Source organism: Micromonospora sp. NPDC023814 (assembly GCF_040639595.1).
Lineage (GTDB): Bacteria > Actinomycetota > Actinomycetes > Mycobacteriales > Micromonosporaceae > Micromonospora.
Genome location: NZ_JBFAAF010000059.1, coordinates 22,823 through 48,542 on the forward strand (window position 1 = coordinate 22,823; position 25,720 = coordinate 48,542).

20 protein-coding genes and 1 pseudogene are annotated in these 25,720 nt (G+C 74.8%); 14 read left to right on the forward strand and 7 right to left on the reverse strand.

From position 1 onward, the window contains the following. Positions 1–26: 26 nt before the first annotated feature. A complete protein-coding gene (locus tag AB0G14_RS26120) occupies positions 27–863 on the reverse strand; it encodes a GNAT family N-acetyltransferase (RefSeq protein ID WP_357701707.1) in 837 nt (278 codons plus the stop codon). A gap of 155 nt (positions 864–1,018) precedes the next feature. Between AB0G14_RS26120 and gltB the strand changes: the two genes are divergently transcribed. The 5 genes from gltB (at position 1,019) to AB0G14_RS26145 (ending at position 12,516) form a co-directional block, all read left to right on the forward strand. After that, positions 1,019–5,713, forward strand: coding sequence for a glutamate synthase large subunit (gene gltB / locus AB0G14_RS26125; RefSeq protein ID WP_357701669.1), 4,695 nt, complete (start codon positions 1,019–1,021; stop codon positions 5,711–5,713). Beyond that, positions 5,706–7,214, forward strand: coding sequence for a glutamate synthase subunit beta (locus AB0G14_RS26130; RefSeq protein ID WP_357701671.1), 1,509 nt, complete (start codon positions 5,706–5,708; stop codon positions 7,212–7,214). Before gltB ends, AB0G14_RS26130 begins: the two co-directional genes overlap by 8 nt. 176 nt (positions 7,215–7,390) lie before the next feature. Next, a complete protein-coding gene (locus AB0G14_RS26135; RefSeq protein ID WP_357701673.1) occupies positions 7,391–8,929 on the forward strand; it encodes an MFS transporter in 1,539 nt (512 codons plus the stop codon). Between the two features lie 127 nt (positions 8,930–9,056). Next, the gene (locus AB0G14_RS26140; RefSeq protein ID WP_357701675.1) at positions 9,057–11,654 is read left to right on the forward strand and encodes an FtsK/SpoIIIE domain-containing protein; all 2,598 of its coding nucleotides are present in this window, start codon (positions 9,057–9,059) and stop codon (positions 11,652–11,654) included. A gap of 4 nt (positions 11,655–11,658) precedes the next feature. Beyond that, positions 11,659–12,516, forward strand: coding sequence for a hypothetical protein (locus AB0G14_RS26145; protein WP_357701677.1), 858 nt, complete (start codon positions 11,659–11,661; stop codon positions 12,514–12,516). A gap of 124 nt (positions 12,517–12,640) precedes the next feature. On the opposite strand, the gene AB0G14_RS26150 is transcribed toward AB0G14_RS26145, so the two are convergent. Further along, entirely contained in the window at positions 12,641–13,087 is a 447-nt protein-coding gene (locus tag AB0G14_RS26150) for a nitroreductase family deazaflavin-dependent oxidoreductase (protein WP_357701679.1), read from the reverse strand. Between the two features lie 18 nt (positions 13,088–13,105). Next, the gene (locus AB0G14_RS26155) at positions 13,106–13,621 is read right to left on the reverse strand and encodes an isochorismatase family protein (protein WP_357701681.1); all 516 of its coding nucleotides are present in this window, start codon (positions 13,619–13,621) and stop codon (positions 13,106–13,108) included. Between AB0G14_RS26155 and AB0G14_RS26160 the strand changes: the two genes are divergently transcribed. The 6 genes from AB0G14_RS26160 (at position 13,620) to AB0G14_RS26185 (ending at position 19,629) form a co-directional block, all read left to right on the forward strand. Continuing rightward, positions 13,620–14,405 carry an alpha/beta fold hydrolase gene (locus AB0G14_RS26160; RefSeq protein WP_357701683.1) on the forward strand — a complete coding sequence of 262 codons (786 nt, stop codon included), beginning with the start codon at positions 13,620–13,622 and terminating at the stop codon, positions 14,403–14,405. The two genes, AB0G14_RS26155 and AB0G14_RS26160, sit on opposite strands and share 2 nt — an antisense overlap. A gap of 235 nt (positions 14,406–14,640) precedes the next feature. Next, on the forward strand, positions 14,641–15,006 hold the full coding sequence (locus AB0G14_RS26165; RefSeq protein ID WP_357701685.1) for a YciI family protein: 366 nt from the start codon (positions 14,641–14,643) through the stop codon (positions 15,004–15,006). A gap of 527 nt (positions 15,007–15,533) precedes the next feature. Next, positions 15,534–16,982: a pyruvate kinase gene (gene pyk, locus AB0G14_RS26170; protein WP_357701687.1), complete on the forward strand. Its 1,449-nt coding sequence runs from the start codon at positions 15,534–15,536 to the stop codon at positions 16,980–16,982. Further along, complete coding sequence (locus AB0G14_RS26175) at positions 16,979–17,863, forward strand: acyl-CoA thioesterase II (protein WP_357701689.1); 885 nt, start codon at positions 16,979–16,981, stop codon at positions 17,861–17,863. The genes pyk and AB0G14_RS26175 overlap by 4 nt, the downstream gene beginning before the upstream one ends. Positions 17,864–17,950: 87 nt before the next feature. Next, the gene (locus AB0G14_RS26180; RefSeq protein ID WP_357701691.1) at positions 17,951–18,421 is read left to right on the forward strand and encodes an Rrf2 family transcriptional regulator; all 471 of its coding nucleotides are present in this window, start codon (positions 17,951–17,953) and stop codon (positions 18,419–18,421) included. Positions 18,422–18,654: 233 nt separating this feature from the next. Beyond that, positions 18,655–19,629 (forward strand): sulfite exporter TauE/SafE family protein, encoded by a 975-nt coding sequence (locus tag AB0G14_RS26185; RefSeq protein WP_357701709.1) that lies wholly within the window; start codon positions 18,655–18,657, stop codon positions 19,627–19,629. Positions 19,630–19,644: 15 nt separating this feature from the next. On the opposite strand, the gene AB0G14_RS26190 is transcribed toward AB0G14_RS26185, so the two are convergent. The 3 genes from AB0G14_RS26190 to AB0G14_RS26200 all read right to left on the reverse strand — a co-directional run bounded on the left by AB0G14_RS26190 (position 19,645) and on the right by AB0G14_RS26200 (position 22,951). Beyond that, positions 19,645–21,078, reverse strand: a complete 1,434-nt coding sequence (locus AB0G14_RS26190; RefSeq protein ID WP_357701693.1) for a pyridoxal-dependent decarboxylase — start codon at positions 21,076–21,078, stop codon at positions 19,645–19,647. A 306-nt stretch (positions 21,079–21,384) separates the two neighbouring features. Further along, complete coding sequence (locus tag AB0G14_RS26195; RefSeq protein WP_357701695.1) at positions 21,385–22,395, reverse strand: LLM class flavin-dependent oxidoreductase; 1,011 nt, start codon at positions 22,393–22,395, stop codon at positions 21,385–21,387. A 76-nt stretch (positions 22,396–22,471) separates the two neighbouring features. Continuing rightward, on the reverse strand, positions 22,472–22,951 hold the full coding sequence (locus AB0G14_RS26200) for an Lrp/AsnC family transcriptional regulator (protein WP_350682462.1): 480 nt from the start codon (positions 22,949–22,951) through the stop codon (positions 22,472–22,474). 83 nt (positions 22,952–23,034) lie between these two features. Here AB0G14_RS26200 and AB0G14_RS26205 point away from each other — a divergent pair, with 83 nt between their 5' ends. After that, positions 23,035–24,246: a PLP-dependent transferase gene (locus AB0G14_RS26205; protein ID WP_357701698.1), complete on the forward strand. Its 1,212-nt coding sequence runs from the start codon at positions 23,035–23,037 to the stop codon at positions 24,244–24,246. A gap of 211 nt (positions 24,247–24,457) precedes the next feature. Here the strand turns inward: AB0G14_RS26205 and AB0G14_RS26210 are convergent. Then, positions 24,458–24,657: pseudogene (locus tag AB0G14_RS26210) on the reverse strand (IS701 family transposase); the annotation flags it as partial. A gap of 275 nt (positions 24,658–24,932) precedes the next feature. Here AB0G14_RS26210 and AB0G14_RS26215 point away from each other — a divergent pair. Further along, positions 24,933–25,469, forward strand: a complete 537-nt coding sequence (locus AB0G14_RS26215; protein ID WP_357701700.1) for a MauE/DoxX family redox-associated membrane protein — start codon at positions 24,933–24,935, stop codon at positions 25,467–25,469. Positions 25,470–25,485: 16 nt separating this feature from the next. Continuing rightward, a partial coding sequence (locus tag AB0G14_RS26220) for a hypothetical protein (protein ID WP_357701702.1) occupies positions 25,486–25,720 on the forward strand: 235 nt, incomplete at its 3' end.

Genomic DNA, 25,720 nt, shown 5'->3' on the forward strand with positions numbered 1-25,720 from the left:
CCCACCCCACTCCGCCGGGGCGGGCGTCAGGGGGTGACGGGGGCGGGCTCGGCGATGCAGGCGGTGCCGACGCGGCGGAAGCCGACGCGGAGGTAGACCCGGGCGATGTCCTCGCTGCCGGCGGAGAGGAAGACCAGGTCGGTGCCGGCGGCGAGCAGCGCGCGGGCCAGCGCGGCCGTGACCGCCGCGCCCAGGCCGCGGCGGCGGGCGGCCGGCAGGGTGGCGATCCCGGCGATCTCGGCCACGTCGCCGACCCGCATCGCCATCCCGCTGGCCAGGGCGCCGTCGGCGGGCGTGCCGGCCAGCGCCGACAGTCGCCGGCCGTCGGCGGTCCGGGCCCGCTCCTCGTCCAGCGCCGCCTCGTCCAACCCGGCCACGGCGGCGTCCCGCTGCGCCGGGCCGGCCTCGCCGCGGTCGGTGCCGGGCGCGGCGAACCCGACGGCGGCGACCGCCCGCTGCGCGGCCACGTCCGCCGCGAAGCCGGGTGCCGTCGGGTCGAGCAGCCGCACCGGTACGTCAGTGAGGGTGGCCGGGTCGGGCAGGGCGGCCGGGTCGAGCACCATCAGCGGCGCCTCCAGCACGGACAGGCCCGCCGAGCGGGCCACCGCGAGCAGGTCCGGGGTCGTCTCGTGCACCCACTCGAGGGCCTCGGGCAGGCCGAGTTCGCGCTGCCGCTCGCGCACCGCCGCGACGTCGGCCAGCGACGGCGGCTCGGTGGCGTCGAGCCGGGGCCGCGCGTAGAACGGCCAGCCGGCCCCGTTCCGGACGAACAGCACGAGCGCGCCGTGCTCCTCCGTCCGGGCAGCGTCCCGGGGCACCGCGTCGTAGAAGCGTTCCAACCGGTCGAACAGGTCCTTCGGCAGGCGATCCACCGGGCGAGACTACATGTCCCAGAGTCTGGAAGGTGTGATCAATCTGCACTGGCCTTGCGCGCCGGACCCTAACGTAGACTCAATAGACCCTTGAGGGCCGACGTCGTCCCGATCGAGATCCACCCTGAGTGACGACAGGAGGCCCGGTGGCCTTTCCGTACCCTCATCGCAGCCCCCAGCAGGCCCCGCACCTCGGCCCGGGAGCGCCCGCGGCCGGGCTCTACGACCCCGCCCAGGAGCACGACGCCTGCGGTGTGGCCTTCGTGGCGGACCTGCACGGACGGCGCTCGCACGCGGTCGTGGTCAACGGCCTCGACGCGCTCTGCCGGCTGGACCACCGGGGAGCCCGTGGCGCGGAACCGAACACCGGCGACGGCGCGGGGATCATGATCCAGGTGCCGGACGCGTTCCTGCGGGCGGTCGTCGACTTCCCGCTGCCGCCCGCCGGAGCGTACGCCACCGGCCTGGTGTTCCTCCCCGACGACGACGCGGCCGAGGCCCGTGCCCGCCGCGTGGTGGAGAAGTACGCGCTGGTAGAGGGGGCGGACCTGCTCGGCTGGCGGGACGTGCCGGTCGACCCGAGCGGCCTCGGCGAGACCGCCCTCGCGGCGATGCCCCGGGTCCGGCAGCTGTTCCTCGCCGCGCACCGGCTCACCGACTTACCCGCCGGGCCGGCCGGGTCGCCGCTGGGCGGCATCGAGCTGGAGCGGGTGGCGTTCTGCGTCCGCAAGCAGGCCGAGCGGGAGAGCGCCGAGCGGGGCGTGCCGGCGTACTTCCCGTCGCTGTCCGCGCGGACCATGGTCTGGAAGGGCATGCTCACCCCCGACCAGCTTCCCGCGTTCTTCCCCGAGCTGACCGACGAGCGGGTGGAGAGCGCGATCGCGCTGGTGCACTCCCGGTTCTCCACGAACACGTTCCCGTCCTGGCCGCTGGCGCACCCGTACCGGCTCATCGCGCACAACGGCGAGATCAACACCATCCGGGGCAACCGGAACTGGATGCAGGCCCGCGAGGCACTGCTCCGGAGCCCGAACCTGCCCGGCAACATCCGCCGGGTCTTCCCGGTGTGCACCCCGGCGGCCTCCGACTCGGCGAACTTCGACGAGGTCCTCGAACTGCTGCACCTGGCCGGGCGGAGCCTGCCGCACGCGGTGCTGATGATGATCCCGGAGGCGTGGGAGAACGACCCGGACATGGCCCCCGACAAGCGGGCCTTCTACCGCTTCCACGCGAGCCTCATGGAGCCGTGGGACGGGCCGGCCTCGGTCGCCTTCACCGACGGCGAGATCGTCGGCGCCGTGCTCGACCGCAACGGGCTGCGCCCGGGCCGCTGGTGGCGGACGGACGACGGCCTGGTGGTGCTCGGCAGCGAGGCCGGCGTGCTCGACCTCGACCCCGCCCGGGTGGTCGCCAAGGGCCGCCTCCAGCCGGGGAAGATGTTCCTGGTCGACACCGTCGCCGGGCGGATCGTGCACGACGACGAGATCAAGGCGGAGCTGGCCGCCGCGCAGCCGTACGCCGAGTGGCTGCACGCCGGCCTGATCGAGCTGACCGACCTCCCCCCGCGCGAGCACATCGTCTACACCCACGACTCGGTGCGCCGCCGGCAGCAGACCTTCGGCTACACCGAGGAGGAGCTGAAGATCCTGCTCGCGCCGATGGCGCGGACGGGCGCCGAGCCGCTCGGCTCGATGGGCACCGACACCCCGATCGCCCCGCTGTCCACCCGGCCGCGGCTGCTCTACGACTACTTCCACCAGCTCTTCGCGCAGGTCACCAACCCGCCGCTGGACGCCATCCGCGAGGAGCTGGTGACCAGCCTGGCGTCGACGATCGGCCCGGAGGGCAACCTGCTCGACCCGGGCCCGGCGAGCTGCCGGCAGATCGTGCTGCCGTACCCGGTGATCGACAACGACGAGCTGGCCAAGATCCTCTCCATCGACGAGGACGGCGACCTGCCGGGCTTCAAGGCCGTCCGGGTCTCCGGGCTCTACCGCGTCCGGGAGGGCGGCGCCGGGATCAAGGCCCGGCTGACCGAGATCTGCCGGCACGTCTCCGAGGCGATCGAGGACGGCGTACGCATCCTGGTGCTGTCGGACCGGGACTCCAACGCCGACCTCGCCCCGATCCCGTCGCTGCTGCTCACCGCCGCCGTGCACCAGCACCTGGTCCGCGAGCAGACCCGCACCCAGGTGGCGCTGGTCGTCGAGTCCGGCGACTGCCGCGAGGTGCACCACGCGGCCGTGCTGATCGGCTACGGCGCGGCGGCGGTCAACCCGTACCTGGCCTTCGAGTCGGTGGAGGACATGATCTGCACCGGCGCGCTCGTCGGCGTCGACCCGGTGAAGGCGGTCCGCAACTACGTCAAGGGCCTCGGCAAGGGCGTCCTGAAGATCATGTCCAAGATGGGCATCTCGACGGTGTCGTCGTACTGCGGGGCGCAGGTCTTCGAGGCCGTCGGGCTGGACTCCCGGCTGGTCGAGCGCTACTTCCGCGGCACCCCGAGCAAGATCGGCGGGATCGGGCTGGACGGCATCCACGCCGAGGTGGCCGCCCGGCACGTCGTGGCCTGGCCGGAGCCGGGCGCCGAGTCCTCCGGGCGGCTGGCGGTGGGCGGCGAGTACCAGTGGCGCCGCGAGGGTGAGCTGCACCTGTTCAACCCGGAGACGGTCTTCCTGCTCCAGCACGCCACCCGCAGCCGCCAGTACGACGTCTTCCGCCAGTACACGGCGAAGGTCGACGAGCTGGCCGCGAAGGCAGGCTCGCTGCGCGGGCTGTTCACCCTGCGGACCGGCGTGCGGCCGGCGGTGCCCCTCGACGAGGTCGAGCCGGCCACCGAGATCGTCAAGCGGTTCGCCACCGGCGCCATGTCGTACGGGTCGATCTCGGCGGAGGCGCACGAGACCCTCGCCATCGCCATGAACCGCCTCGGCGGCAAGTCCAACACCGGCGAGGGCGGCGAGGACGTCGAGCGGCTGCACGACCCGGCCCGCCGCTCCGCCGTGAAGCAGATCGCGAGCGGCCGGTTCGGGGTGACCAGCGAATACCTGGTCAACGCCGACGACCTCCAGATCAAGATGGCCCAGGGCGCCAAGCCCGGCGAGGGCGGGCAGCTGCCCGGCAACAAGGTCTGGCCGTGGATCGCCCGCACCCGGCACGCCACGCCGGGCGTCGGCCTGATCTCTCCGCCGCCGCACCACGACATCTACTCCATCGAGGACCTCGCCCAGCTCGTCCACGACCTGAAGTGCGTCAACCCGTCCGCGCGGGTGCACGTCAAGCTCGTCAGCGAGGTCGGCGTCGGCACCGTGGCGGCGGGCGTGGCGAAGCTCAAGGCCGACGTCATCCTGATCTCCGGCCACGACGGCGGCACCGGCGCGTCCCCGCTGAACTCGCTCAAGCACGCCGGCACCCCGTGGGAGCTGGGGCTGGCCGAGGCGCAGCAGACGCTGCTGCTCAACAAGCTGCGCGACCGGGTCACCGTGCAGGTCGACGGCCAGCTCAAGACCGGCCGGGACGTGCTGGTCGCGGCGCTGCTCGGCGCCGAGGAGTTCGGCTTCGCCACCGCCCCGCTGATCGTCGAGGGCTGCGTGATGATGCGGGTGTGCCACCTGGACACCTGCCCGGTCGGCATCGCCACCCAGAACCCGGTGCTGCGGGAACGCTTCACCGGCCGGCCGGAGTTCGTGGAGAACTTCTTCCTCTTCCTCGCCGAGGAGGTCCGCGGCTACCTGGCCGAGCTGGGCTTCCGCTCGATCGAGGAGGCCATCGGGCACGCCGAGCTGCTCGACGTCGCCCCGGCGATCGCGCACTGGAAGGCCGGCGGGCTCGACCTGACCCCCGTGCTGCACCTGCCGGAGCTGCCGGCCGGCGCCGCCCGCCGGGGCGTCCGCGCCCAGGACCACGGACTGGACCTGGCGCTGGACAACGAGCTGATCGCCCTCGCCGGGCCGGCGCTGCGCGACGGCACGCCCGTACGGGTCGAGGTGGCGGTGCGCAACGAGCACCGCAGCGTCGGCGCGATGCTGGGCGGCGAGGTGACCCGCCGCTTCGGCGGGGCCGGCCTGCCCGCCGACACGGTCGAGTTCACGCTGCGCGGCACCGCCGGGCAGTCGTTCGGCGCGTTCCTGCCGTGCGGGGTCACCCTGCGCCTGCACGGCGACGCCAACGACTACGTCGGCAAGGGCCTCTCCGGCGGCCGGCTCATCGTGCGGCCGGACGCCGCCGCCCCCTTCGTCGACGGCGACGCCGCACCGGGGGAGCGGGCCGAGGACCAGACCATCGCCGGCAACACCATCCTCTACGGCGCCACGGCGGGCGAACTCTTCCTGCGCGGGCGGGTGGGGGAGCGGTTCGCGGTGCGCAACTCCGGCGCGGTGGCCGTCGTCGAGGGCGTCGGCGACCACGGCTGCGAGTACATGACGGGCGGGACCGTGGTGGTGCTGGGGCCGACCGGGCGCAACTTCGCCGCCGGCATGTCCGGCGGGACCGCGTTCGTGTACCGGCTGGACCGCCGCCGGGTCAACGCGGACCTGGTCGACCTGGCCCCGCTGTCCGAGGAGGAGCAGGCCGTGCTGCACGAGCTGGTGCAGCGGCACTTCGCCGAGACCGACTCGGCGGTCGCCGAGGAGCTGCTCAAGCGCTGGCCGGAGGCGGTGGCGGAGTTCACCGCGGTGGTGCCCCGGGACTACCGCCGGGTACTGGAGATCATGCGGGCCGCCGAAGCCGCCGGCCGCGACGTCGACGACGCGGTGATGAGCGCGCTCTCCGCGCCCGCCGCGAAGTCCGTGCCGACCACGCCCGCCCCGCGGGCGGCGGTCCAGGAGGTGGCTCGTGCCTGACCCGAACGGTTTCCTGCGCTACGACCGGCGGCTGCCGGCGCGCCGCCCGGTGCCGGTGCGGATCAGCGACTGGCGGGAGGTCTACCCGCCGGCCGGCGAGGAGCTGATCCGCGAGCAGGCCACCCGCTGCATGGACTGCGGCATCCCGTTCTGCCACGACGGCTGCCCGCTGGGCAACCGCATCCCGGACTGGAACGACCTGGTCCGCACGGGCGGCTGGGACGCGGCGGTGGAGTCGCTGCACGCCACCAACAACTTCCCGGAGTTCACCGGCCGGCTCTGCCCGGCGCCCTGCGAGGCGGCCTGCGTGCTCGGCATCGGCGGCGGCCAGCCGGTCACCATCAAGCAGGTCGAGGTGGAGATCGCCGACGCGGCCGTCGTGCGGGGCGGCCTGCTGCCACGCCCGGTGCCCGCGCCGACCGGCCGGTCGGTCGCCGTGGTCGGCTCCGGGCCCGCCGGCCTCGCCGCCGCGCAGCAGCTCGCCCGCGCCGGTCACGCCGTGACGGTGTACGAGCGCGACGACGCGATCGGCGGCCTGCTCCGGTACGGCATCCCCGACTTCAAGCTGGAGAAGGCCCACATCGACCGGCGGCTGGCCCAGCTCGCCGCCGAGGGCGTGCGCTTCCGCACCGGGGTGAACGTCGGCGTCGACGTCACCGCCGAGCAGGTGCGCGCCGAGCACGACGCGGTGCTGCTCGCCTGCGGCGCGTTGCAGGGCCGGGACACCCCGGAGACCCCGGGCCGGCACCTGCGCGGCGTGCACCAGGCGATGGAGCACCTCGTCGCGGCCAACCGGGTGGTCGCCGCGGCGGCCGGCGGCCGGCCCGACACCGCCGTGCTGCCCGACGGCACGCCCATCGACGCGGCCGGGAAGCACGTGGTGATCATCGGTGGCGGCGACACGGCGGCGGACTGCCTCGGCGTGGCGCACCGGCAGGGCACGGCCGGCGTACACCAGCTCGACCTCTACCCGCAGCCGCCGCAGGCCCGCGACGAGGCCCGGGACCCGTGGCCGACCTGGCCGTGGCTCCTGCGCAGCTACCCGGCGCACGAGGAGGGCGGCGAGCGGGTCTTCGCCGTCGCGGTGCAGGAGTTCGTCGACGACGGCACCGGGCAGGTGCGGGCGGTGCGGATCGCCGAGGTGAGCGTGGAGAAGCGGGACGGGCGGCGGATCGTCACCCCGCTGCCCGGCTCGGAGCGGGAGCTGCCGGCCGACCTGGTGCTGCTGGCCATCGGTTTCGAGGGCACCGAGGAGCAGCCGTTGCTCGACCAGTTCGGGGTCGTCCGCAACGCGCGCGGGGCGGTCGACGCCCGGCCGGACTGGCAGACCGACGCCGACGGCGTCTTCGTCGCCGGTGACATGCACCGGGGCGCCTCGCTGATCGTCTGGGCGATCGCCGAGGGGCGGGCGGCGGCCGCCGCGATCCACGCGTACCTCGGCGGGGTCGGAACGCTCCCGGCCCCGGTGGACCCGGCCCGGCAGCCGCTCGCGGCCCACTGACCACCCGTTCGGACCCGACGTGGTCCCGGCCTGCGCGTGCCAGGCCGGGGCCACGTCGCGTGAGCCGCCTCACGAAAGACGGCAAATCGGTTTAATTGCCGCCAGACTTGGCGGCTGCCGCGCACCGCCACCCGGGTTCGGCACCGTCATGTCGCCGTCCCACGGGGGAATCAGTCGTGTTCGCCGCGCTGCGCCACCGGAACTACCGGATCTGGGCCGCCGCCGGGTTCGTGTCCGTCGTCGGGACCTGGATGCAGGTCCTGGGCGTGAACTGGTACGTGCTCGCCGAGACCGGCTCGGCGACGTCGATGGGCTTCACCGTCCTGCTCCAGGCCCTTCCCACGCTGCTGCTCAGCGTCTGGGGCGGGGCGCTGGCCGACCGGCTGCGGGCGAAGCCGCTGCTGATCGTCGCCCAGGCGCTCCACGCGGCCCTGGCGGCCGGGCTGGCGCTGGTCGCCGTCACCGGCGTGGGCGGCCTCCCGGCGATCTACGCGATCTCGCTGGTGACCGGCGCGGTCTCGGCCATCGAGGGCCCGGTGATGGGCCGCTGGTGCTCGACCCTGGTGGACCGGGAGAGCCTCGGCAACGCCCTGGCGCTCGGCTCGCTGACCAACTCCGCCGGTCGTATCCTCGGCATGAGCGCCGGCGCCGTGCTGGTCGCCGCCGTCGGCCCCGCGCTGCTCTTCGCGGTCAACGCCGCCAGCTTCGTCGCGGTGGTGGTGGCCCTGTTCGCCGTACGCGAGCGGGAGCTGCACGCGGGGGAGCCGGCGCCGGCCGACGCGGAGCCGGCGGACCGCGGCATCGTCGCCGGCTTCCGCTATCTGCTGCGCCAGCCGGTGGTGCTCGTCGCGCTCGCCCTGTCGTTCGTGCTCGGCAGCCTCGGCCGCAACTACCAGGTGACCATGGCGGCCATGAGCGACGGACCGCTGGGCGGCGGTGTCTCCGGCTACGGGTTCCTCTCCACCGTCTTCGCGATCGGCACGGTGCTCGGCGCCCTCGTCGCGGCCCGGCGGCGCGAGCTGGGCTACGGGATCCTGCTCACTGCCGGCCTGCTGGCCAGCGTGCTGCAGATCGTCGCCGGCCTGGCCCCGGGTACCCTGAGCTTCGCGGCGGTGATCCTGCCGGTCGCCGCCGCGGCCGTGGTCATCGACACCACCGTCGGCGCCCGGGCCCAGCTCGACACCGACTACGCGATGCGGGGCCGGGTGCTGGCCGCGCTGGCGGTCACCGGCTCCGTCTCCGCCGCGGTCGGCGCGCCGCTGCTCGGCTGGCTCTCCGAGCACGCGGGCCCCCGGCAGACCCTCGTGGTGGCCGGGACGGTGACGGCGATCGCCACCGTGGTGGCGGGGATCGGGCTCGACCGACTGCGCGGGCGCCCGCTGCGCCGGCGGGTCGCCCTGGCGCTGGCCGTGCCGGCGGTACGGCGTCCGGTGCGCCGGGTCGCCTCGACGGCGGCCCGCGTCGTCCGACCGGCGTCGAGCGCGGTGCGGTCCGTCCGGCCCGTCCGGGCCGTCGCACGGATCGTCCGACCGGCGGGAAGCGACGTCCCGGCCGGCCGCCCCGTGCTGCCCCGGCCGGCCGTCGGTCGACCCCGGGCGGGCCGGGAGGCGCACGAGTGCGCCGCCTGCGCGCCGCGCCGTGGCCGCCGCCGCTCCCGCCTGACCGGCACGGCACGCCCGCTCGACCAGCCGGCCGAATGCCCCCGCTCCGGCTGACCCCACCGCCCCACCTGTTCACGGTGTAAGGACGGGCCGACGCGCCCGCCTCGCCACTGTCCGGGTGTCGCCCGTGTCCGTTAGGGTCCTTGAGGACCAGGCGGGGCGACGGCGACGGGAGCAGAGGGTGGGCAGGCTCGCGTCGGCGTACGGGCAGGCGGTCGCGGCGCACCGCGCGGCCCGGTCCCACCTCGACACCGCCCGTCGGGCGCTCGCCGGGCACGCCGCCCCGGCCGTCCCGAACGGCGCGGGCGCGCTCGTCGCCCGGCTCGCCGAACTCGGCGGCGCGCTCGCCACCCCGACCCCCGGGGCCACCCCGGTCGCCGTCGCGCCCGTCCCGGTGCGCGTCGGCGAGGCGTCCACCCCCGACGGTGCCTTCCCCGTCCTCGTGCCGCTGGGCGGCGGCCACCACCTCGCGGTCGACGCGGACGCCCGCGATCCCCGGGTGGCCGGCCTGCTGCGGGCGCTCGTGCTGCGGCTGCTCGCCACGGCGCCGCCCGGCGGGGTCCGGGTCGCCGGGATCGACACCGCCGCGCTGGGCGCCGCCTTCGGGCCGCTGCGCCCGCTGGTCGACGCCGGCGTGCTCGACCCGCCCGCCACCGGCGAGGCCGAGGTGGCCGCCCTGCTCGACGCCGCCGAGCGGCACGCCCGCGCCGCCCGGCACGCCGACCGTCCCGACCAGGAGCTGCTGCTGGTCGTCGCCGCGTCGACGCCGCCGCCCCGCGAGGCGGCCCGGCTCGCCGCGCTCACCCACGCCGGGCCGGCCGCCGCCGTCTGCGTCCTGGTCGCCGGCCAGCCGTCCGCCGCGTCCGCCGACCCGCCGCCGCAGCTCGGCGCCACCACCACGGTCCGGCTGACCGAGCGGTACGCCCACGTCGGCGACCCGCCCGGCGCCCCGTTCAGCGTCGACGGCACCGGCCTGGCGGCCCCCGTGCTGCTCGACGGCGACCCGCCGGCCGCGTCGGTGGCGGCCCTCGCCGCCCACCTCGGCGCCGCCGCCCGGCACGGCGACGCGGTGGGCTTCGCCGAGCTGCTGCCCGAGCGGCGGTGGGCCGAGTCGGCGGGCAACGGGCTGCGCACCGTGGTCGGCCGCGCCGGCCGGGACCGGGTCACCGTCGCCTTCGACGACGCCACCCCGCACTGGCTCGTCGGCGGGCGCACCGGCGCCGGCAAGACGGTCTTCCTGCTCGACGTCCTCTACGGGCTCGCCGCCCGCTACTCGCCCGCCGAGCTGCAGCTCCACCTGCTCGACTTCAAGGAGGGGGTGAGCTTCACCGAGTTCGTCCCCACCCCCCGCGACCCGTCCTGGCTGCCGCACGCCCGGGCCGTCGGCATCGAGTCCGACCGGGAGTACGGTGTCGCCGTCCTGCGGGAGCTGCGCCGCGAGCTGTCGCGGCGGGCCGCCGCGCTCAAGCGGCACGGCGTCACCAAGCTCGCCGACCTGCCCCGCGACACGCCGGTGCCCCGGATCGTGGCGGTGGTCGACGAGTTCCACGTGCTGCTCGCCGGCAACGACGCGCTGGCCCGCGAGTCGGTCGACCTGCTGGAGGAGCTGGCCCGCAAGGGCCGCTCGTACGGCGTGCACCTGGTCCTGGCGAGCCAGAGCATGACCGGCGTCGAGGCGCTCTACGGGCGGGCCGAGGCGATCTTCGGTCAGTTCGCGCTCCGGGTGGCGCTGCCCGGCGGCGGCGGGGTGCTCGACCCGCTGAACGAGGCCGCCCACACCCTGCCCGTCGGTTCGGCCGTGCTCAACACCGCCGCCGGGGCGGTCGGCGCCGACATCGTCGTCCGCTTCCCCGACGCCCACGCCGCCGCGGCCGAGCTGGCCGCGCTGCGGCACGAGCTGTGGCAGGCGCGGCCGGCGGGCGCGCGCCCCCCGTCGGTGTTCAGGGGGTACGAGACCGCGCGCGTCGAGGACGACCCGACCTTCGCCGGGCTGCGCCCGGGCGGGCGCCGCCCGCTCGCCCTGGTCGGCCGGACCGTCGACGTGGACGGCACCTCCGCGCTGTTCATGATGGACGCCACCCCCGGCCGGCACCTGGCCGTGGTGGGCACCTCCGCCACGGGCGCCGAGGTGCTGCGGGCGGCCACCCTGAGCCTCGCCCGCCAGCACGCCCCGGGCGACGCCCGGTTCCTCCTCGCCCCGCTGGTCGCCGCCGCCGAGCCCGCCGCCGACGACACCACCGCTGCGCTGGTCGCCGCCGGTCACGCCGTGGACCGCCTCGACACCGCCGGCCTGCGCCGGCACGTCGCCACCCTCGCCGCCGGGCTGTCGGCCCCCACCACGCCGTCCGGCCCGACCACCTCGGCCCGGCCGGAGGGCAGTGCCGCGCCGGACACCGGCCGCACCTACCTCGTCGTGTTCGGGATGGACGCCGCCAGCGCGGCGCTCGCCGCCACCGACCCGGACACGTTCCGCTCCGGCCACGACGACCTGGGGGCGCTGCTGCGCCAGGGCCCCGGGCGGGGCGTGCACCTGCTCGGCTGGTGGCGCGGGCTGCGCCGGCTCGCCGACGACCTCGGCGGCGCGCACAACCGCGACGACGTCGCCTGCCTGGTGGCGCTGAACGTGCCCGGCCCCGAGCTCGGGCTGCACCTCGGGGTGCACGACCTCGCGTACGCGCCCCGGCCCGACCGGGCGCTCCTGGTCGACCGGCACGACCAGCGCACCCGGCTCATCGTGCCGTTCGCCCGCGACGGGCACGGCCCCGACGGGGAGGACTGAGGCGGTGTCCGACTACGCCGAGTACGCGGCGCTGGCCCGCCAGCTCGCCGAGCGGCGCCGGGCCGGTGAGCGCGGCGCCGCCGCCGAGGCCGAGCGCCGGCGCAACCTGCACGCCGCCGCGGAGTACCTCCAGCACCGGCTGACCGCCCAGGGGCAGCGCCTCGACCAGCTCGGCCAGGCCATCGGCATCCCGGCCTCCGGCGTGCCCGCCGCGCCCGCGCCCGCGCCGGCCGCCGCACCCGCGGGCCCCGTCACCGGGCCGGCCGGCGACGGGGCGTCGGGCGGCGCCGGACCGGGGGCGGGGGAGCCCGCCGGCGCAGCCGGCGCCCCGGGGCGGCCGGGGGTCGGGGCGTATCCCCAGGTCGGGGTGGGGGAGACGAAGCTCGCGCTGCCGCCGGGGGCGGCCCCGGCGGCGGGTGGGGTGCCGGGCCCGCGCCCGGCGGAGACCGACCCGTCCACCGAGCTGGAGCTGGCCCGGCGCTACGCCGACGAGTCCGACCGGCACGGGCAGCAGGCCGAGGTGCTCGCGCAACGCCCCGCGCTGTTGCCGACCTGGTCGCCGGTGGCCCGGGCGCTCGCCGTCTACGCCGGCTGCGCGGCCGTGGCGGCGGTGCTGATGGTGGTCATGGTGCTCGCCTCCGGCGTCGGCCTGGTCGACGGTTTCACCCTCGGCGCCTGGATCTGCGCCGGCCTGCCCGCGCTGTCGTTCTTCGCCGGCTACCTGGTGCTCGGGCGCTGGGGACGGCCGGCCATGGTCGCCGGCACCCCGCCCCGCTACGTGCACCTGGGTTTCCTGATCTGCTTCGTCGCCGTGCCGGTCGCCTACGTGGCCTATCTGCTGCTGTTCCGCCTCCTCCGTTGACCGGCCCCGCTCCGCCGCGCAGCGCGCCCGGCCGTCGCCAGGGCGCCCGGCCCTCGGGACCGGTGGAACACGGTGGACGTCATCGGCGCCCGGAGACGGCCGTGGTGTTCCACCGGTGGTTCCGCTACGGCGCGACGTCGGTCGGCACCGGCTCGACCACGACGACGGGGATCTCCCGGTCGGTGCCCTGCTGGTAGCGGGCGTAGGTCGGGAAGACGCCGGTCATCACCTGCCACAACCGGGGCCGCTCCTCGGCGGTGGCGGTCCGCGCCCGGCCCCGGAACCGTTCGGCCCCGACCTGCACCTGCACCTCCGGGTCGGCGCACAGGTTGAGGTACCAGGCCGGGTGCCGCGCCGCACCGCCGTTCGACGCCACCAGCAGGTACCGGTCGCCGTCCCGGCCGTAGATGAGCGCCGTCCGCCGCAGCGTGCCCGTCCGGCGCCCCCGGGTGGTGATCAGCAGGGCGTCGTAGCCGTGGTACTTCCCGCCGTCGGCGCCGTCGGTGGCCAGGTAACGCTCCACGTGGCTGGCCACCCAGCCGACCGGACTGTCCTCGATGGTCTCCGCCATCCCGGCAGCCTAGCCGCCTCAGCGGTAGTTGTCGGCCCGTCGGACGGCGCCGAAGCGCGGGAAGATCCGCTCGACGGTGAACTCGTGCTCGTCGGCGGCGAAGCCGGACATCGCGTCGGCCACGAACTCCAGCTCGTAGCTGTGGTCGCTGGCCGCGCGGGCGGTCGACTCGACGCCCATCGTGGTCACCAGCCCGGCCAGCACCACGGTGTCCACCCCGCGCCGGCGCAGTTGCTCGTGCAGGTCGGTGCCGTGGAACGCGCCGACGGTGCGCTTGACGACCACGACGTCCCCCGGCTCGACCAGCCCCTCGGCGAAGTCGCTGCCCGGCGGCCTCGTCGCCGCCGTGCGGGGTGCTCGATCGGCGCGCCGCGCGAATTGCCGGTTCGTGCGTACGGCGCGACAAGAGGTTACCGGTCCGTAACGTCTTATTGACGTGCGTGAATTGCGACCCTCATCATCGTCCCACGATCGATCGGATCCCCCACCCGCCGTCCCGGCTTCCCGGGTACCTCCCGCCGGAGGTGCAGCCATGCTGCTCCGAAAGATCCTCGCCACCGCCACCGCCACCGCGATCGCCGCGCTCCTCGTCCCGGCCACCGCCGCGACGGCCGCCCCGGACCGTCCCGCCACCCCCACGGCCGCCACCGCCACTGCCACCGCCAACCCGGTCATCGTCGTCGGCGGCCTGATCGGCCTATCCATCGCGTACGAGCCGATCGCCGCCCGGCTGCGCGCCGACGGCTTCCGGGTCTTCGTCTACCAGTTGCCCGGCCTCGGCTTCGGCGACATCCGCGACTCCGCCCGCGCCTTCGCCGCGTACGTCGAGCAGGTCCGGTCCGTCACCGGGGCGTCCCGGGTGGACGTCGTCGGCCACTCCGAGGGCGGACTGGTCTCCCGCTGGTACGTGAAGTTCCTCGGCGGCGCGTCGGCCGTCGGCCGCTACGTCAGCCTCGGCAGCCCCCAGCAGGGCACGTACGTCGCGAACATCCTGCGGGTCGTCGGCCTCGGCAGCTGCGTCGGAGTCGTCGCCTGCCAGCAGATGTTGATCGGCTCCGACTTCCTCGCCGACCTCAACGGCGGCGACGACACCCCCGGCGCGGTCCGCTGGACCACGGTCCGGACGTGGCAGGACGAGCTGGTCCGGCCGGTCGACAACGCGTCGCTCGCCGACGGCGCGACCAACGTGCTGATCCAGGCGGCGTGCCCGCTGCGGGTCGTCGGGCACCTCGGGCTCGTGCTGGACGGCACCACGTACACCGTGGTCCGGCAGGCGCTGCGCGACGCCCCGATCCGCCCGGACTGCCTCGCCCTGTAAGGACCAGCCGGGGCGGACGGCGCGCGCCACCCGCCCCGCCCAGCCCCGCGTCAGGCCGCCCTGGCGTGGACGGGGACCGGGTGGGGAAAGGGCGCGGCGGGGCGGCAACCGGGCCGGGGCGTGGACGGAGTTGACCGGAGCGCCCGTGCGGGCCGCCCGCACGTGCGACGCTGGGCCCGTGCCGGTCGGCGTCGACCACGGGTCGCCGCGCGGCGCGACGCGGGAGGGAGCGCCCATGACGGGAGTGCCGCAGGTCGACTTCGCGCTCGACACGTACGAGTGCATCGTGCTGTATCCCGGCGCGGCCGGGCGGGCGCTGCCGGCGGAGACGGTGCAGCGGTTGCAGGCCGAGCACCTCGCGCACATGCAGGCCCTCCAGCGGCGGGGGATCATCCTGGTCGCCGGCTCGGTGGACGGCCAGGCCCGCGAGCCGGACCCGCCGATCGGCTTCGGTCTGGCCCGGACCGGTTCCGTGGACGACGTGCGCAGCGTGATGGAGGCCGACCCGGCGGTGCAGGCCGGGCTCTACCGGGTGGACGTGATGACCTTCCTCTGCCCGGCGGGCTCGCTGGAGTTCCCACTGGTCAAGACGCAGACCTGAGCGGTTCCGCCGGACGCCCGGCGCACCGTGGCGCGGCGCGGGCCGCCGTCCCGGCGTGCACCGCCGGCCACCCGCGGCGGTCCGCCCCGGCGCGCGAGCGACCCGGTCGGGCACCTGCGACCGTGGAACGGCATCGTCACCATCGCGCCGGCACCCTCCGGCGCCGTCAGCAGAACCCGTCGGACCGGCCGGGGGAGCGGGTCGGGCGTGCGGTTCAGGCCGCCAGGGGTCGGGCGGGGCGGGTGTGCGCGGGTAGGGTCGGGCGGGCGTCCGCGCGGTGGGTGTGCGACCGGGGCGCGGCACGGCGTGGACCGGCCATCGACGGCGGGCGCGCCGGCCGGGAGCACCCCGATGCCCGGTGGCGCCGGGGGCGTACGATTCCGGCGCGCGGTCGCCGTTGCCCGCCGTCTCAACGTTCCGGCGTGGGTTCCGCCCGCCGGCTGCGCGCGTGACGCGCGTCGTTGGACAATTTTCCGCAGCCCGCGAGGGGTCGGCCCGCAGTCCGACCCGGAGGAGAGACTAGCCTGATGGGCGTGACACGCCGCGCGAAGATCGTCTGCACTCTTGGTCCTGCCACCTCGTCCCCGGAGCGGATCCGGGGGCTCGTCGAGGCCGGCATGAACGTGGCCAGACTCAACTTCAGCCACGGCAGCCACTCCGACCACGAGGCGGTGTACCGGCTGGTCCGCGAGGCCGCGGAGGCGGCCGGACGCCCGGTGGCCGTGCTCGCCGACCTGCAGGGCCCGAAGATCCGGCTCGGCCGGTTCGCCGACGGCCCGCACGAGTGGCGCACCGGCGACTCGGTCGTGATCACCGGCGACGACGTCCTCGGCACCAAGGACCGGGTCTCCTGCACCTACCGGAAGCTTCCGCAGGAGGTCAAGCCCGGCGACCGGCTGCTGATCGACGACGGCCGGGTCGCCGTCGAGGTCACCGACGTCACCGGCAACGACATCCGCTGCCTGGTCACCGAGGGCGGCCCGGTCTCCAACAACAAGGGCGTCTCGCTGCCCAACGTGGCGGTCAGCGTCCCGGCGATGTCCGAGAAGGACGCCGAGGACCTGCGCTTCGCCCTCGGCCTCGGCGTCGACCTGATCGCGCTCTCCTTCGTCCGCTCCGCCGACGACATCAAGCTGGTGCACGGCATCATGACCGAGGTCGGGGTGCACCGGCCGGTGCTGGCCAAGGTGGAGAAGCCCGAGGCGGTCGACTGCCTGGAGCAGATCGTGCTGGCCTTCGACGGGGTCATGGTCGCCCGCGGCGACCTCGGCGTCGAGCTGCCGCTCGACCAGGTCCCGCTGGTGCAGAAGCGCGCCGTGCAGCTCTGCCGGGAGAACGCCAAGCCGGTCATCGTGGCCACCCAGATGCTCGACTCGATGATCGAGAATTCGCGCCCGACCCGCGCCGAGGCCTCCGACGTGGCCAACGCCGTGCTCGACGGGGCGGACGCCGTGATGCTCTCCGGCGAGACCAGCGTCGGCAAGTACCCGGTGCTCACCGTCAGCACCATGGCGAAGATCGTCACCACCACCGAGTCCGGCTCGATCGGGGTGCCGCGCCTCCAGCACGACCCGCGTACGCACGGCGGCGCGCTCACCGTCGGCGCGTCCTCGATCGCCCGGGCCATCGGCGCGAAGGCCCTGGTGGCGTTCTCGCAGACCGGCGACACCGTGCGGCGGCTGTCCCGGCTGCACTGCGACCTGCCGCTGCTCGCGTTCACCCCGGTGCCCGAGGTGCGCAACCAGCTCGCCCTCTCCTGGGGCGTGGAGACCTTCCTGATGCCGTTCGTCGAGCACACCGACGACATGTTCCGCCAGGTCGACCAGGCTCTGCTCGGGCTCAACCGGGCCAACCCCGGCGACCACGTGGTGATCGTCGCCGGCAGCCCGCCCGGCACCCCCGGCTCGACCAACACGCTGCGCGTACACCAGCTCGGGTCGTTGGTCGACGCCGCGTCCGCGCGGGCGCTTCAGTGAGTGCTGGGGAGGTCGCGGTCGGCCAGGCCGCGGTCGACCAGCTCCTCGAGGTGCTCGACCTGGAGCACACCGGCGAGATGACCTTCCGGGGGATGAGCCCGCCGGTCGGCCCCCAGCGGGTGTACGGCGGCCAGGTCGCCGGCCAGGCCCTGGTGGCCGCCGGCCGGACGGTCGACCCGGCGCGCTTCGTGCACTCCCTGCACGGCTACTTCGTGCGCGCCGGCGACCCGAGCGAGCCGATCGCGTACGAGGTGGAGAACATCCGCGACGGTCGCTCCTTCTCGGTACGCCGCTCCGTGGCGCTCCAGCACGGCAAGCCGATCTTCTTCATGTCGGCGTCGTTCCACCGTCCCGAGGAGGGCCTGGACCACCACGCGCCCACGCCGCCCGACGTGCCGGGGCCGGACGAGGTCCCGACGATGACCGACCGGCTCTCCCGCTACCCCGAGCGGCTCGGCATCTGGGCACAGATCCCGCGCCCGATCGACGTGCGCTACGTGGGCGAGCCCGGTTGGGTGCGCCCCGGCGACCGGCCGGCCGACCCGCACCAGCGGGTCTGGATGCGCATCGACGGCAAGCTGCCCGACGATCCGCTGCTGCACGCCTGCGCGCTGACGTACGCCTCCGACCTGACCCTGCTCGACTCGGTGCTGTCGGTGCACGGCGAGGTCTGGGGCCCCGGCGGGGTGGTGGGGGCCAGCCTCGACCACGCGCTGTGGTTCCACCGGCCGTTCCGCGCCGACGAGTGGTTCCTCTACGACTGCTGGAGCCCGTCCGCCTCGGGCGCGCGGGGGCTCGCCACGGGTCGCCTGTTCACCACGGACGGCCGACACATCGCCAGTGCCGTGCAGGAGGGGCTGCTGCGCCGCGTCGGCCAGTGACGCCGAGCCGGGCGGCACATCGCCGTCGGCCGATCGGCCGAGGGGTGATCGGTCGGCCGGGGTGACCAGCGGGTTAATCTTGCCGGCATGCGCCTCTCCGCCCGGGTCGACTACGCCCTCCGCGCGGTCGCCGAGCTCGCCTCGGTGACCGGCGGCGCCGGGGCCGGGCGAGGTCGGCCGGTGACCGCCGAGCAGATCGCCCGCGCCCAGGAGATCCCGCCGAAGTTCCTGGAGAGCATCCTCCTGCAACTGCGCCGCGGCGGCATCGTGCACGCCCAGCGCGGCCCCGAGGGCGGCTACTGGCTGGCGCGGCCGGGCGGGGAGATCTCGCTGGCCGAGGTGATCCGGGTGATCGACGGCCCGCTCGCGCACGTACGCGGGCAGCGGCCCGAAGAACTCGGCTACCACGGCGCCGCCCGGTCCCTCCAGGAGGTCTGGATCGCCCTGCGGGCCAGCGAACGCCAGATCCTGGAGCTGGTCACCGTCGCCGACGTGGCCGCCGGCACCCTGCCCGAGCGGGTCACGGAGCTGGCCGCCGATCCCGCCGCCTGGACCTGACCCGGGCCGAACCGGCCGGCGCAGAGGCTCGCGCGCCGGCGGTCGACGCGTCGCCCCGCCGCCCGGACCGGCGTCGCCGTCGTCCCGGTCGCCGGTCCGGCGTCACTGTCATCCCGGTCGCCGGTCCCGCGTCACTGTCGTCTCACTGACCGGTCGGAGTCTTGACCCCGGCACCCCGCGTGCCGCATTGTCGACCAAGTCGATAGGAGATGCCGAAAAGTCAGGGGGCGCTCGTGCGCAAGCTGCTGGTCCTCGCACTGGTCGGGCTCGCCGCGCAACTCGTCGACGGCGCACTCGGCATGGCGTACGGGCTGACCTCCTCCACGCTGCTGCTGCTCGTGGGCGTCGCCCCGGCCGCCGCGTCGGCGTCGGTGCACCTGGCCGAGATCGGCACCACGCTCGCCGCCGGGGTGGCGCACTGGCGGTTCGGCAACGTCGACTGGCGGGTGGTGGCCCGGATCGCCGTCCCCGGCGCGGTCGGCGCGTTCGCCGGCGCGACCTTCCTCAGCACGATCTCCACCAAGTCGGCGGCCCCGTGGATGGCCGGCATCCTGTTCACGCTCGGCGCGTGCCTGCTGGTGCGCTTCTCCCGGCCGCTGCGCACCGACCGGCGGGCCGGTCGGCTGCGGGGGCGCTTCCTCGGCCCGCTCGGCCTGGTCGCCGGCTTCGTCGACGCCACGGGCGGCGGCGGGTGGGGGCCGGTCGCCACGCCGGCCCTGCTGGTCAGCGGCCGGCTGGAGCCCCGCCGGGTGATCGGCTCGGTGGACACGGCCGAGTTCGTGGTCGCCGGCGCCGCCAGCATCGGCTTCCTCATCGGCCTCGGCGCGGAGGGCTTCCTGCTGCCCATGGTGGCCGCGCTGCTCGTCGGTGGTTTGATCGCCGCGCCGGTCGCCGCCTGGCTGGTCCGGATCGTCCCCGCCCAACTGCTCGGCGCGGCGATCGGCGGCGTGATCGTGTTGACCAACGCCCGCACGCTGATGCGCTCGGCCGACCTCGGCGGCCCCGCCCGGCCGGCGGTCTACGCGCTGCTCGCCGCCGCCTGGGTCGCCGCCCTGGCGCTGGCCGTCCGGGCGCTGCTGCGGACCCGCCGGGAGCGGGCCGTCGCCGCGGCGGCCCTCGCCGCGACCCCGGTTCCGGCCCCGGCGTCCTTCTCCGCCACGAGCACCCGGGTCCCGGTGCCGACCGCCGGCACGGCCGACCCGCGCTAGCGGGGAAGTGGTGGGTCAGTGGGGCAGGAGGGCGGTCGCGGCGTCGCGGAGCAGCGACCACGCCTCGTCGACGTGGGCCTCGGTGGTCTGCGGCGAGCCGACGGCCAGGCGCAGCGTGTACCGGCCGTTCACCCGGGTGTGCGTCAGGTGCACCCGACCCGTGGCGTTGACCCGGGCCAGCAGTTCCGCGTTGACCTCGTCGTCGGCGCGCAGCCGGAAGCAGACCAGCGCGTACGGTTGCGCCCCCACCAGCGCGAACCGGTCGTCGGCGCGGACCCGCTCGGCGAACCGGGCGGCGAGCGCCACCCCGGACCGGATGTGCGCCCGCAGCCCCTCGGCGCCGTACCAGCGCAGCACGAACCAGAGCTTCAACGCCCGGAACCGGCGGCCCAGCGGCACCTGCCAGTCCCGGTAGTCGATCACCGCGCCGGACTCGGTGGCGGCGTTGCGCAGGTACTCCGGCAGCACGGTCAGCGCCTCGATCAGTTCCGCGGTGTCGGCGACCCAGAACGCGTCGCAGTCGAAGCCGGTGAGCAGCCACTTGTGCGGGTCGAAACAGTACGAATCGGCGTACTCCAGGCCGACGTGCCCGAACCGCAGCTCCGGGCAGACCGCCGCCGCCCCCGCGTACGCGGCGTCGACGTGCAGGAAGACGCCGTACTCGGCGCAGATCGCGCCGATCTCCGGCAGCGGGTCGATCGCGGTCGTGGACGTGGTCCCGACGGTGGCCACCACGATGGCGGGCACCACGCCGGCGGCCCGGTCCGCCTCGATCGCCGCGCGCAGCGCCGCCGGGGACATCGCCTGCGTCTCGGGGTCCACCTCGATCGGCCGTACGCCGTCGGCGCCCAGCCCGGCGATCCGCGCGGCCTTCTCGATCGAGGAGTGGCCCTGGGTGGACGTGTAGGCGCGGTATCGGTGGTCGACGCCGACCTCGCGCCACCGGCCGCCGCCGGCCCGGTGCAGCGCGACGAGGGTCGCCACCAGCGTCGCCGAGGACGCGGAGTCCTGGATCACCCCACCGCCGCCGGAGCCGGCGCGGAACCGCTTCGGCAGCTCCAGCAGGTCGGCGAGCCAGTCCAGCATCACCGTCTCCAGTTCGGTGCACGCGGGCCCGGTGGCCCAGAGCATGCCCTGCACGCCCAGCCCCGAGCTGACCAGGTCGCCCAGCACGCTGGGCCCGGAGGTGTTGGCCGGGAAGTAGCCGAAGAAGCCGGGGTGCTGCCAGTGGGTCAGGCGCGGGGCGATCAGCGTGTCCAGGTCGGCGAGGACGGCCGCCACGGGCTCGCCGTGCTCGGGCGGGCCGGCCGGCAGCCCGGCGGCCACCGCGCCGGGCGGTTCCTGCGACGTCACCGGGCGCTGCCCCACCGTCGCCCAGTAGTCGGCGATCCAGTCCACCACCGCGTGCCCGGCGCGTCGGAACTCGTCCGGGGTCATGTGCTCAGCCACGCCCTGAGTTGATCAATAATCCGGGCCGGCGGCAAGGAAACGGCGGATCGTATCGAGACGCGGCGCTACCGGCGCTTGCCCGCCCGGCGTCGGGGCGGGAGCGGAACAGGCCGGGGGCGTGGCGGCAGGACAGGCCGGGCGTGGGGCAGGCACCGGGCCGCAGCCGCGGAATCCGCACAGCCGCGGCCCGGTGCCCCACACCGCGGCATCCCCGACCCGTCCCGACCGGGGATGCCGTACCACCACCGGGGACAAACCTAGGCGGCCCGCGCGTCTCCCCGGTGACGGCGACGTGAAGATCGTGTTTCAGCCGTCCCGGCGCAGGCCACCGGCCACCTTCGTTGCGATCAGCTCGTACGAGCGCACCCGGTCGGCCACGTCGTACACCAGCGTGGTCAGCATCAGCTCGTCCGCGCCGGTACGCGCCAGCAGCTCGCCGAGCTGCCGCCGCACGGTCTCCGGCGAGCCCATCGCCTGGCCCTCCCGGCGCTGCCGCACGAACTCCCGCTCGACCTCGGTGTACGGGTACGCCGCCGCCTCGTCCGGCGTCGCCAGGGGCCCCGGACGACCCGAGCGCAGCCGCAGCAGCGACAGCGCGCTCGGCCCCGCCAGCCACTCCGCCCGCTCGTCCGTGTCCGCGCAGACCGCGTTGACCGCCACCATCGCGTACGGCTCGGACAGCCACGTCGACGGCCGGAAGCTCTGCCGGTACAGCGCCAGGGCGGGCAGCGTGTGCTGCGAGCTGAAGTGGTGCGCGAACGAGAACGGCAGCCCCAGCATCCCCGCCAGCTGGGCGCTGAACCCGCTGGAGCCGAGCAGCCAGATCGCCGGCTGCTGCCCGCGACCGGGGGTGGCCGTGATCGGCCCCGGCCGCTCGCCGGTGAAGTGGTTCATCAGGTCCGCCAGCTCCCGGGGGAAGCCCTCCGCCGACAGCCCCTCCATCGTCCGGCGCAGCGCCAGCGCGGTCACCTGGTCGGTGCCAGGGGCGCGGCCGATGCCCAGGTCGATCCGGCCCGGGTGCAGCGCGTCGAGGGTGCCGAACTGCTCGGCCACCACCAGCGGCGCGTGGTTGGGCAGCATCACCCCGCCCGAGCCCAGCCGGATCGTCGACGTGTGCGCCGCCAGGTGCGCGAGCAGCACGGCCGGGGCGGAACTCGCGATCCCCGGCATGTTGTGGTGCTCGGCCACCCAGAACCGGTGGTATCCCAGCTCCTCGGTGCGGCGGGCCAGCTCGGTGGTGTGCCGCAGGGCCTCGCCGGCCGTGGCACCGGCCGCGACCGGGGCAAGGTCAAGAACAGACAGCGGTACGTTGATCACACGGCTGGCCAACCCGCCCGGCCCCCGAATTGTTCCCCGGGGCAACCAAGCTCACGCGGTGCCTCGCGCCGGGTGCTCAGCCCAGGCCGCGGGCCTGTTCGAAGATCAGGCTCGTCTGGGTGTGCAGCACCGCCGGGTCCACCGCCAGGTGGTCCAGCACGAAGTCGCGCAGCGCGTCCGCCGAGGCGGCCCGCACGTGCAGCACGTAGTCCTCCGCGCCCGCCACGTGGAACACCGACACCACCCCCGGCAGCCGCACCGACCGCGCTCGGAAGGCGTCCACCACCGCCCGCTCGTGCGCGGTCAACCGCACCGACACCAGCGCCTGCAACGGCAGCCCCACCGCCGCCGGGTCCACCTCCGCGTGGAACCCGCGGATCGCCCCACACTCCCGCAGCGCGCGGGTGCGGGTCAGGCACGTCGAGGGGGCCACCCCGACCCGCTCGGCGAGGGCGTTGTTCGGCAGCCGGCCGTCCGCGGCCAGCTCGGACAGGATCGCGCGATCGGTGTCGTCCAGGGTCGCGAACCGCCGCACATCGTTCGTCGCAAGGGGCATGGAGACATCCTCCGTCGAATCACCGCGCCAATCAAAGGAATCTAGCCGAATCATCTTCGGAACTATTGTCCACTACTGGCTCTATGTTCGATCCTTCTGGCATGACGACCGTGGACACCCGAGCCGTGCACGCCGGCCGCGACGACCTCGCCGCCCTCGGCGTCCACGTGCCGCCCATCGACCTCTCCACCACCAACCCCCTGCCGTCCGTCGACGCCGGCGGCGACGCGTACGAGACCCTCGCCACCGGGGGCACGCTCCCCGCCGGCGGCAGCGCCGTCTACCAGCGCCTGTGGAACCCCACCGTCGCCCGCTTCGAGACCGCCCTCGCCGCCCTCGAAGGCACCGGCGACGCCGTCGCCTTCGCCAGCGGCATGGCCGCCCTCACCGCCACGCTGCTCGCCGCCACCCGGGACGGGAAGCGCCACCTCGTCGCCGTCCGCCCGCTCTACGGCGGCACCGACCACGTGCTCGCCACCGGCCTGCTCGGCACCACCGTCACCTGGGCCCACGCGGACGAGGTCGCCGCCGCCGTCCGCCCCGACACCGCCCTGGTGATCGCCGAGACCCCGGCGAACCCCACCCTCGACCTGGTCGACATCGCCGCCCTCGCGCGAGCCGCCGGCGACGTCCCGCTGCTCGTGGACAACACCGTCGCCACCCCCGTGCTCCAGCAGCCCACCCGGCACGGCGCCGCCCTCGTACTGCACAGCGCCACCAAGAGCATCGGCGGACACGGCGACGTGCTCGCCGGAGTCGTCGCCTGCGACGCCGACTGGGCTGCCCGGCTGCGCCAGGTCCGCGCGCTCACCGGTGCGATCCTGCACCCCCTCGGCGCGTACCTGCTGCACCGCGGCCTGCAGACCCTGCCGGTGCGGGTCCGGGCCCAGCAGGCCGGCGCGGAGAAACTCGCCGCCTGGCTCGCCGCCCACCCCGCCGTCACGCGGGTGCACCACCCGTCGCTGCACGACCCGGCCGGGCTCGTCGGCCGGCAGATGACCGGCCCCGGCAGCCTCCTCGCCTTCGAGGTACGCGGCGGCGCGCCCGCCGCGGCCGCCGTCGCCGACGGCTGCCGACTGATCACCCACGCCGTGTCGCTCGGTGGGGTCGACACGCTCATCCAGCACCCGGCCTCGCTGACCCACCGGCCCGTCGAGGAGGGGGCCAAGCCGGTCGGCGGGCTGCTGCGCGTCTCCGTCGGCCTGGAGGACCCGGAGGACCTGCGCGCGGACCTGGCGGGGGCGCTCGCGTCGATGCGGATTTTGTGTGTCGAGCCGTTGATTCGCCGACAGTAGGTGGCGGGGCTGTCGAGGAGGACGTCGCCGCCGGCACCCCGCCGCACCCAGGCGTCCTGCGGGTGGCGTAGTTGTCCAACCGGGAGTTTTAGGGGACGGTGTCCCTGCCGGCCGATACTGACCCGAGTTTGACCTGGCTCGTGCCGTCGCCGTCGCCGCCCGTCAACGACCGCCCGCCGAGGAGAGCCGCCCGGCCGACGGGAATCGGCCCGTTCCAGGTGGACGAGGTCATGAACTGCTGCAATTGCTGGTGATCGACCCCGAGCCGTTCAGCGATTGGCTGCGTCGACTACGCCCGCAATATAGCCGCAGGCCGGTCGTGCGCAGGTCCGACCACGCCAACCCTGCGAAGACCCGACAGCGAGCCTTCTGGAGTCGCCCCGCACCCGAGCGGAGCCCCTGCTCGTCCACACGCCGCAGCCAAACACCGCCCTGCCGCGCCACGTCGTTACTCACCGCAATCCTCGTCCTTCAACTCATCGAGGAACAGCCCTGGTCAAGTTGAGAGTAGCGCAAACAGTAACGGGGCCTTGACTCATGCGGCCAATCCGAGCGGAATCGACCGCAAGATATCGACGCGCATCTTAGCTCTAAGCGTGTAGGTGTGCGTGTGCGTCATTGCGACGATCGCGGGGGGGTACTTTGATACGTCTGCATGCCTGCTCCGATCAGGCGAGCCTACCGGCATGAGGGACTTGGAGTTTCTTGTTGCAGCGTCTACCTGCGTTCTCTCTGCAGTATTCATCTGTTCCGGCCTCGGCAAAATCGTTTCGCCTAGGCACGCCCGGCAATTTTTCACCGAACTCCTTCGGGTGCGCCGCAGCACCGCTTTCGCGACGGTTCGGGCGGTGGCTGTGGCCGAGGTGTCTGTCGGGGTAGGTCTCCTCCTGCCCGCCGGTCGAGACGCGGCCGGGGTCGCAGCGGTTGCCCTGGGTGCCTCCTTCGCCGTAGCCGGCGTTGTCGGTTGGCACCGGCGGACCACGTTGCCCTGCGGATGTTTCGGTCGGGCGGAACGCCGACCGCTCGGCGCCAGGAACGTGCTCATCGGCGTTGCGATCGGTGGCTCCGGTGCCCTCGTCTTCGTCTCCTCGGTGGCAGGCCGGTCCGACCAGATGGCCGTCATGACCGCAAGCGTCGTGTTGGGCATGGCCTTGCTTCTGTGGCGCGGCATGATAGTCGACCTGATTCGTCCCCCGGCACGTCCGTCCAGCCAAGCTAGCTGAGAAAGGAGATCGTTGGATGACTTACCTGTTCGGGTTCGGACTGCTCATACTCGCCGGTGCGGTGGTGGTCCTCTTCGCGATGCTGGGAGAGTTGAACGCCCGCGCAGGCGGCTTGGACGGCGCCGGTGCGGCCGGCAGCGGCGGCAATACGGTCCGGGTGACTGATCAGGTGGTCGTTCCGGTTGCGGGTAGCCAGGGACGGCCGGTGGCGAGTTCGGTGAGGGCGTGCATGATGTTGCGGCCGTGCGCGG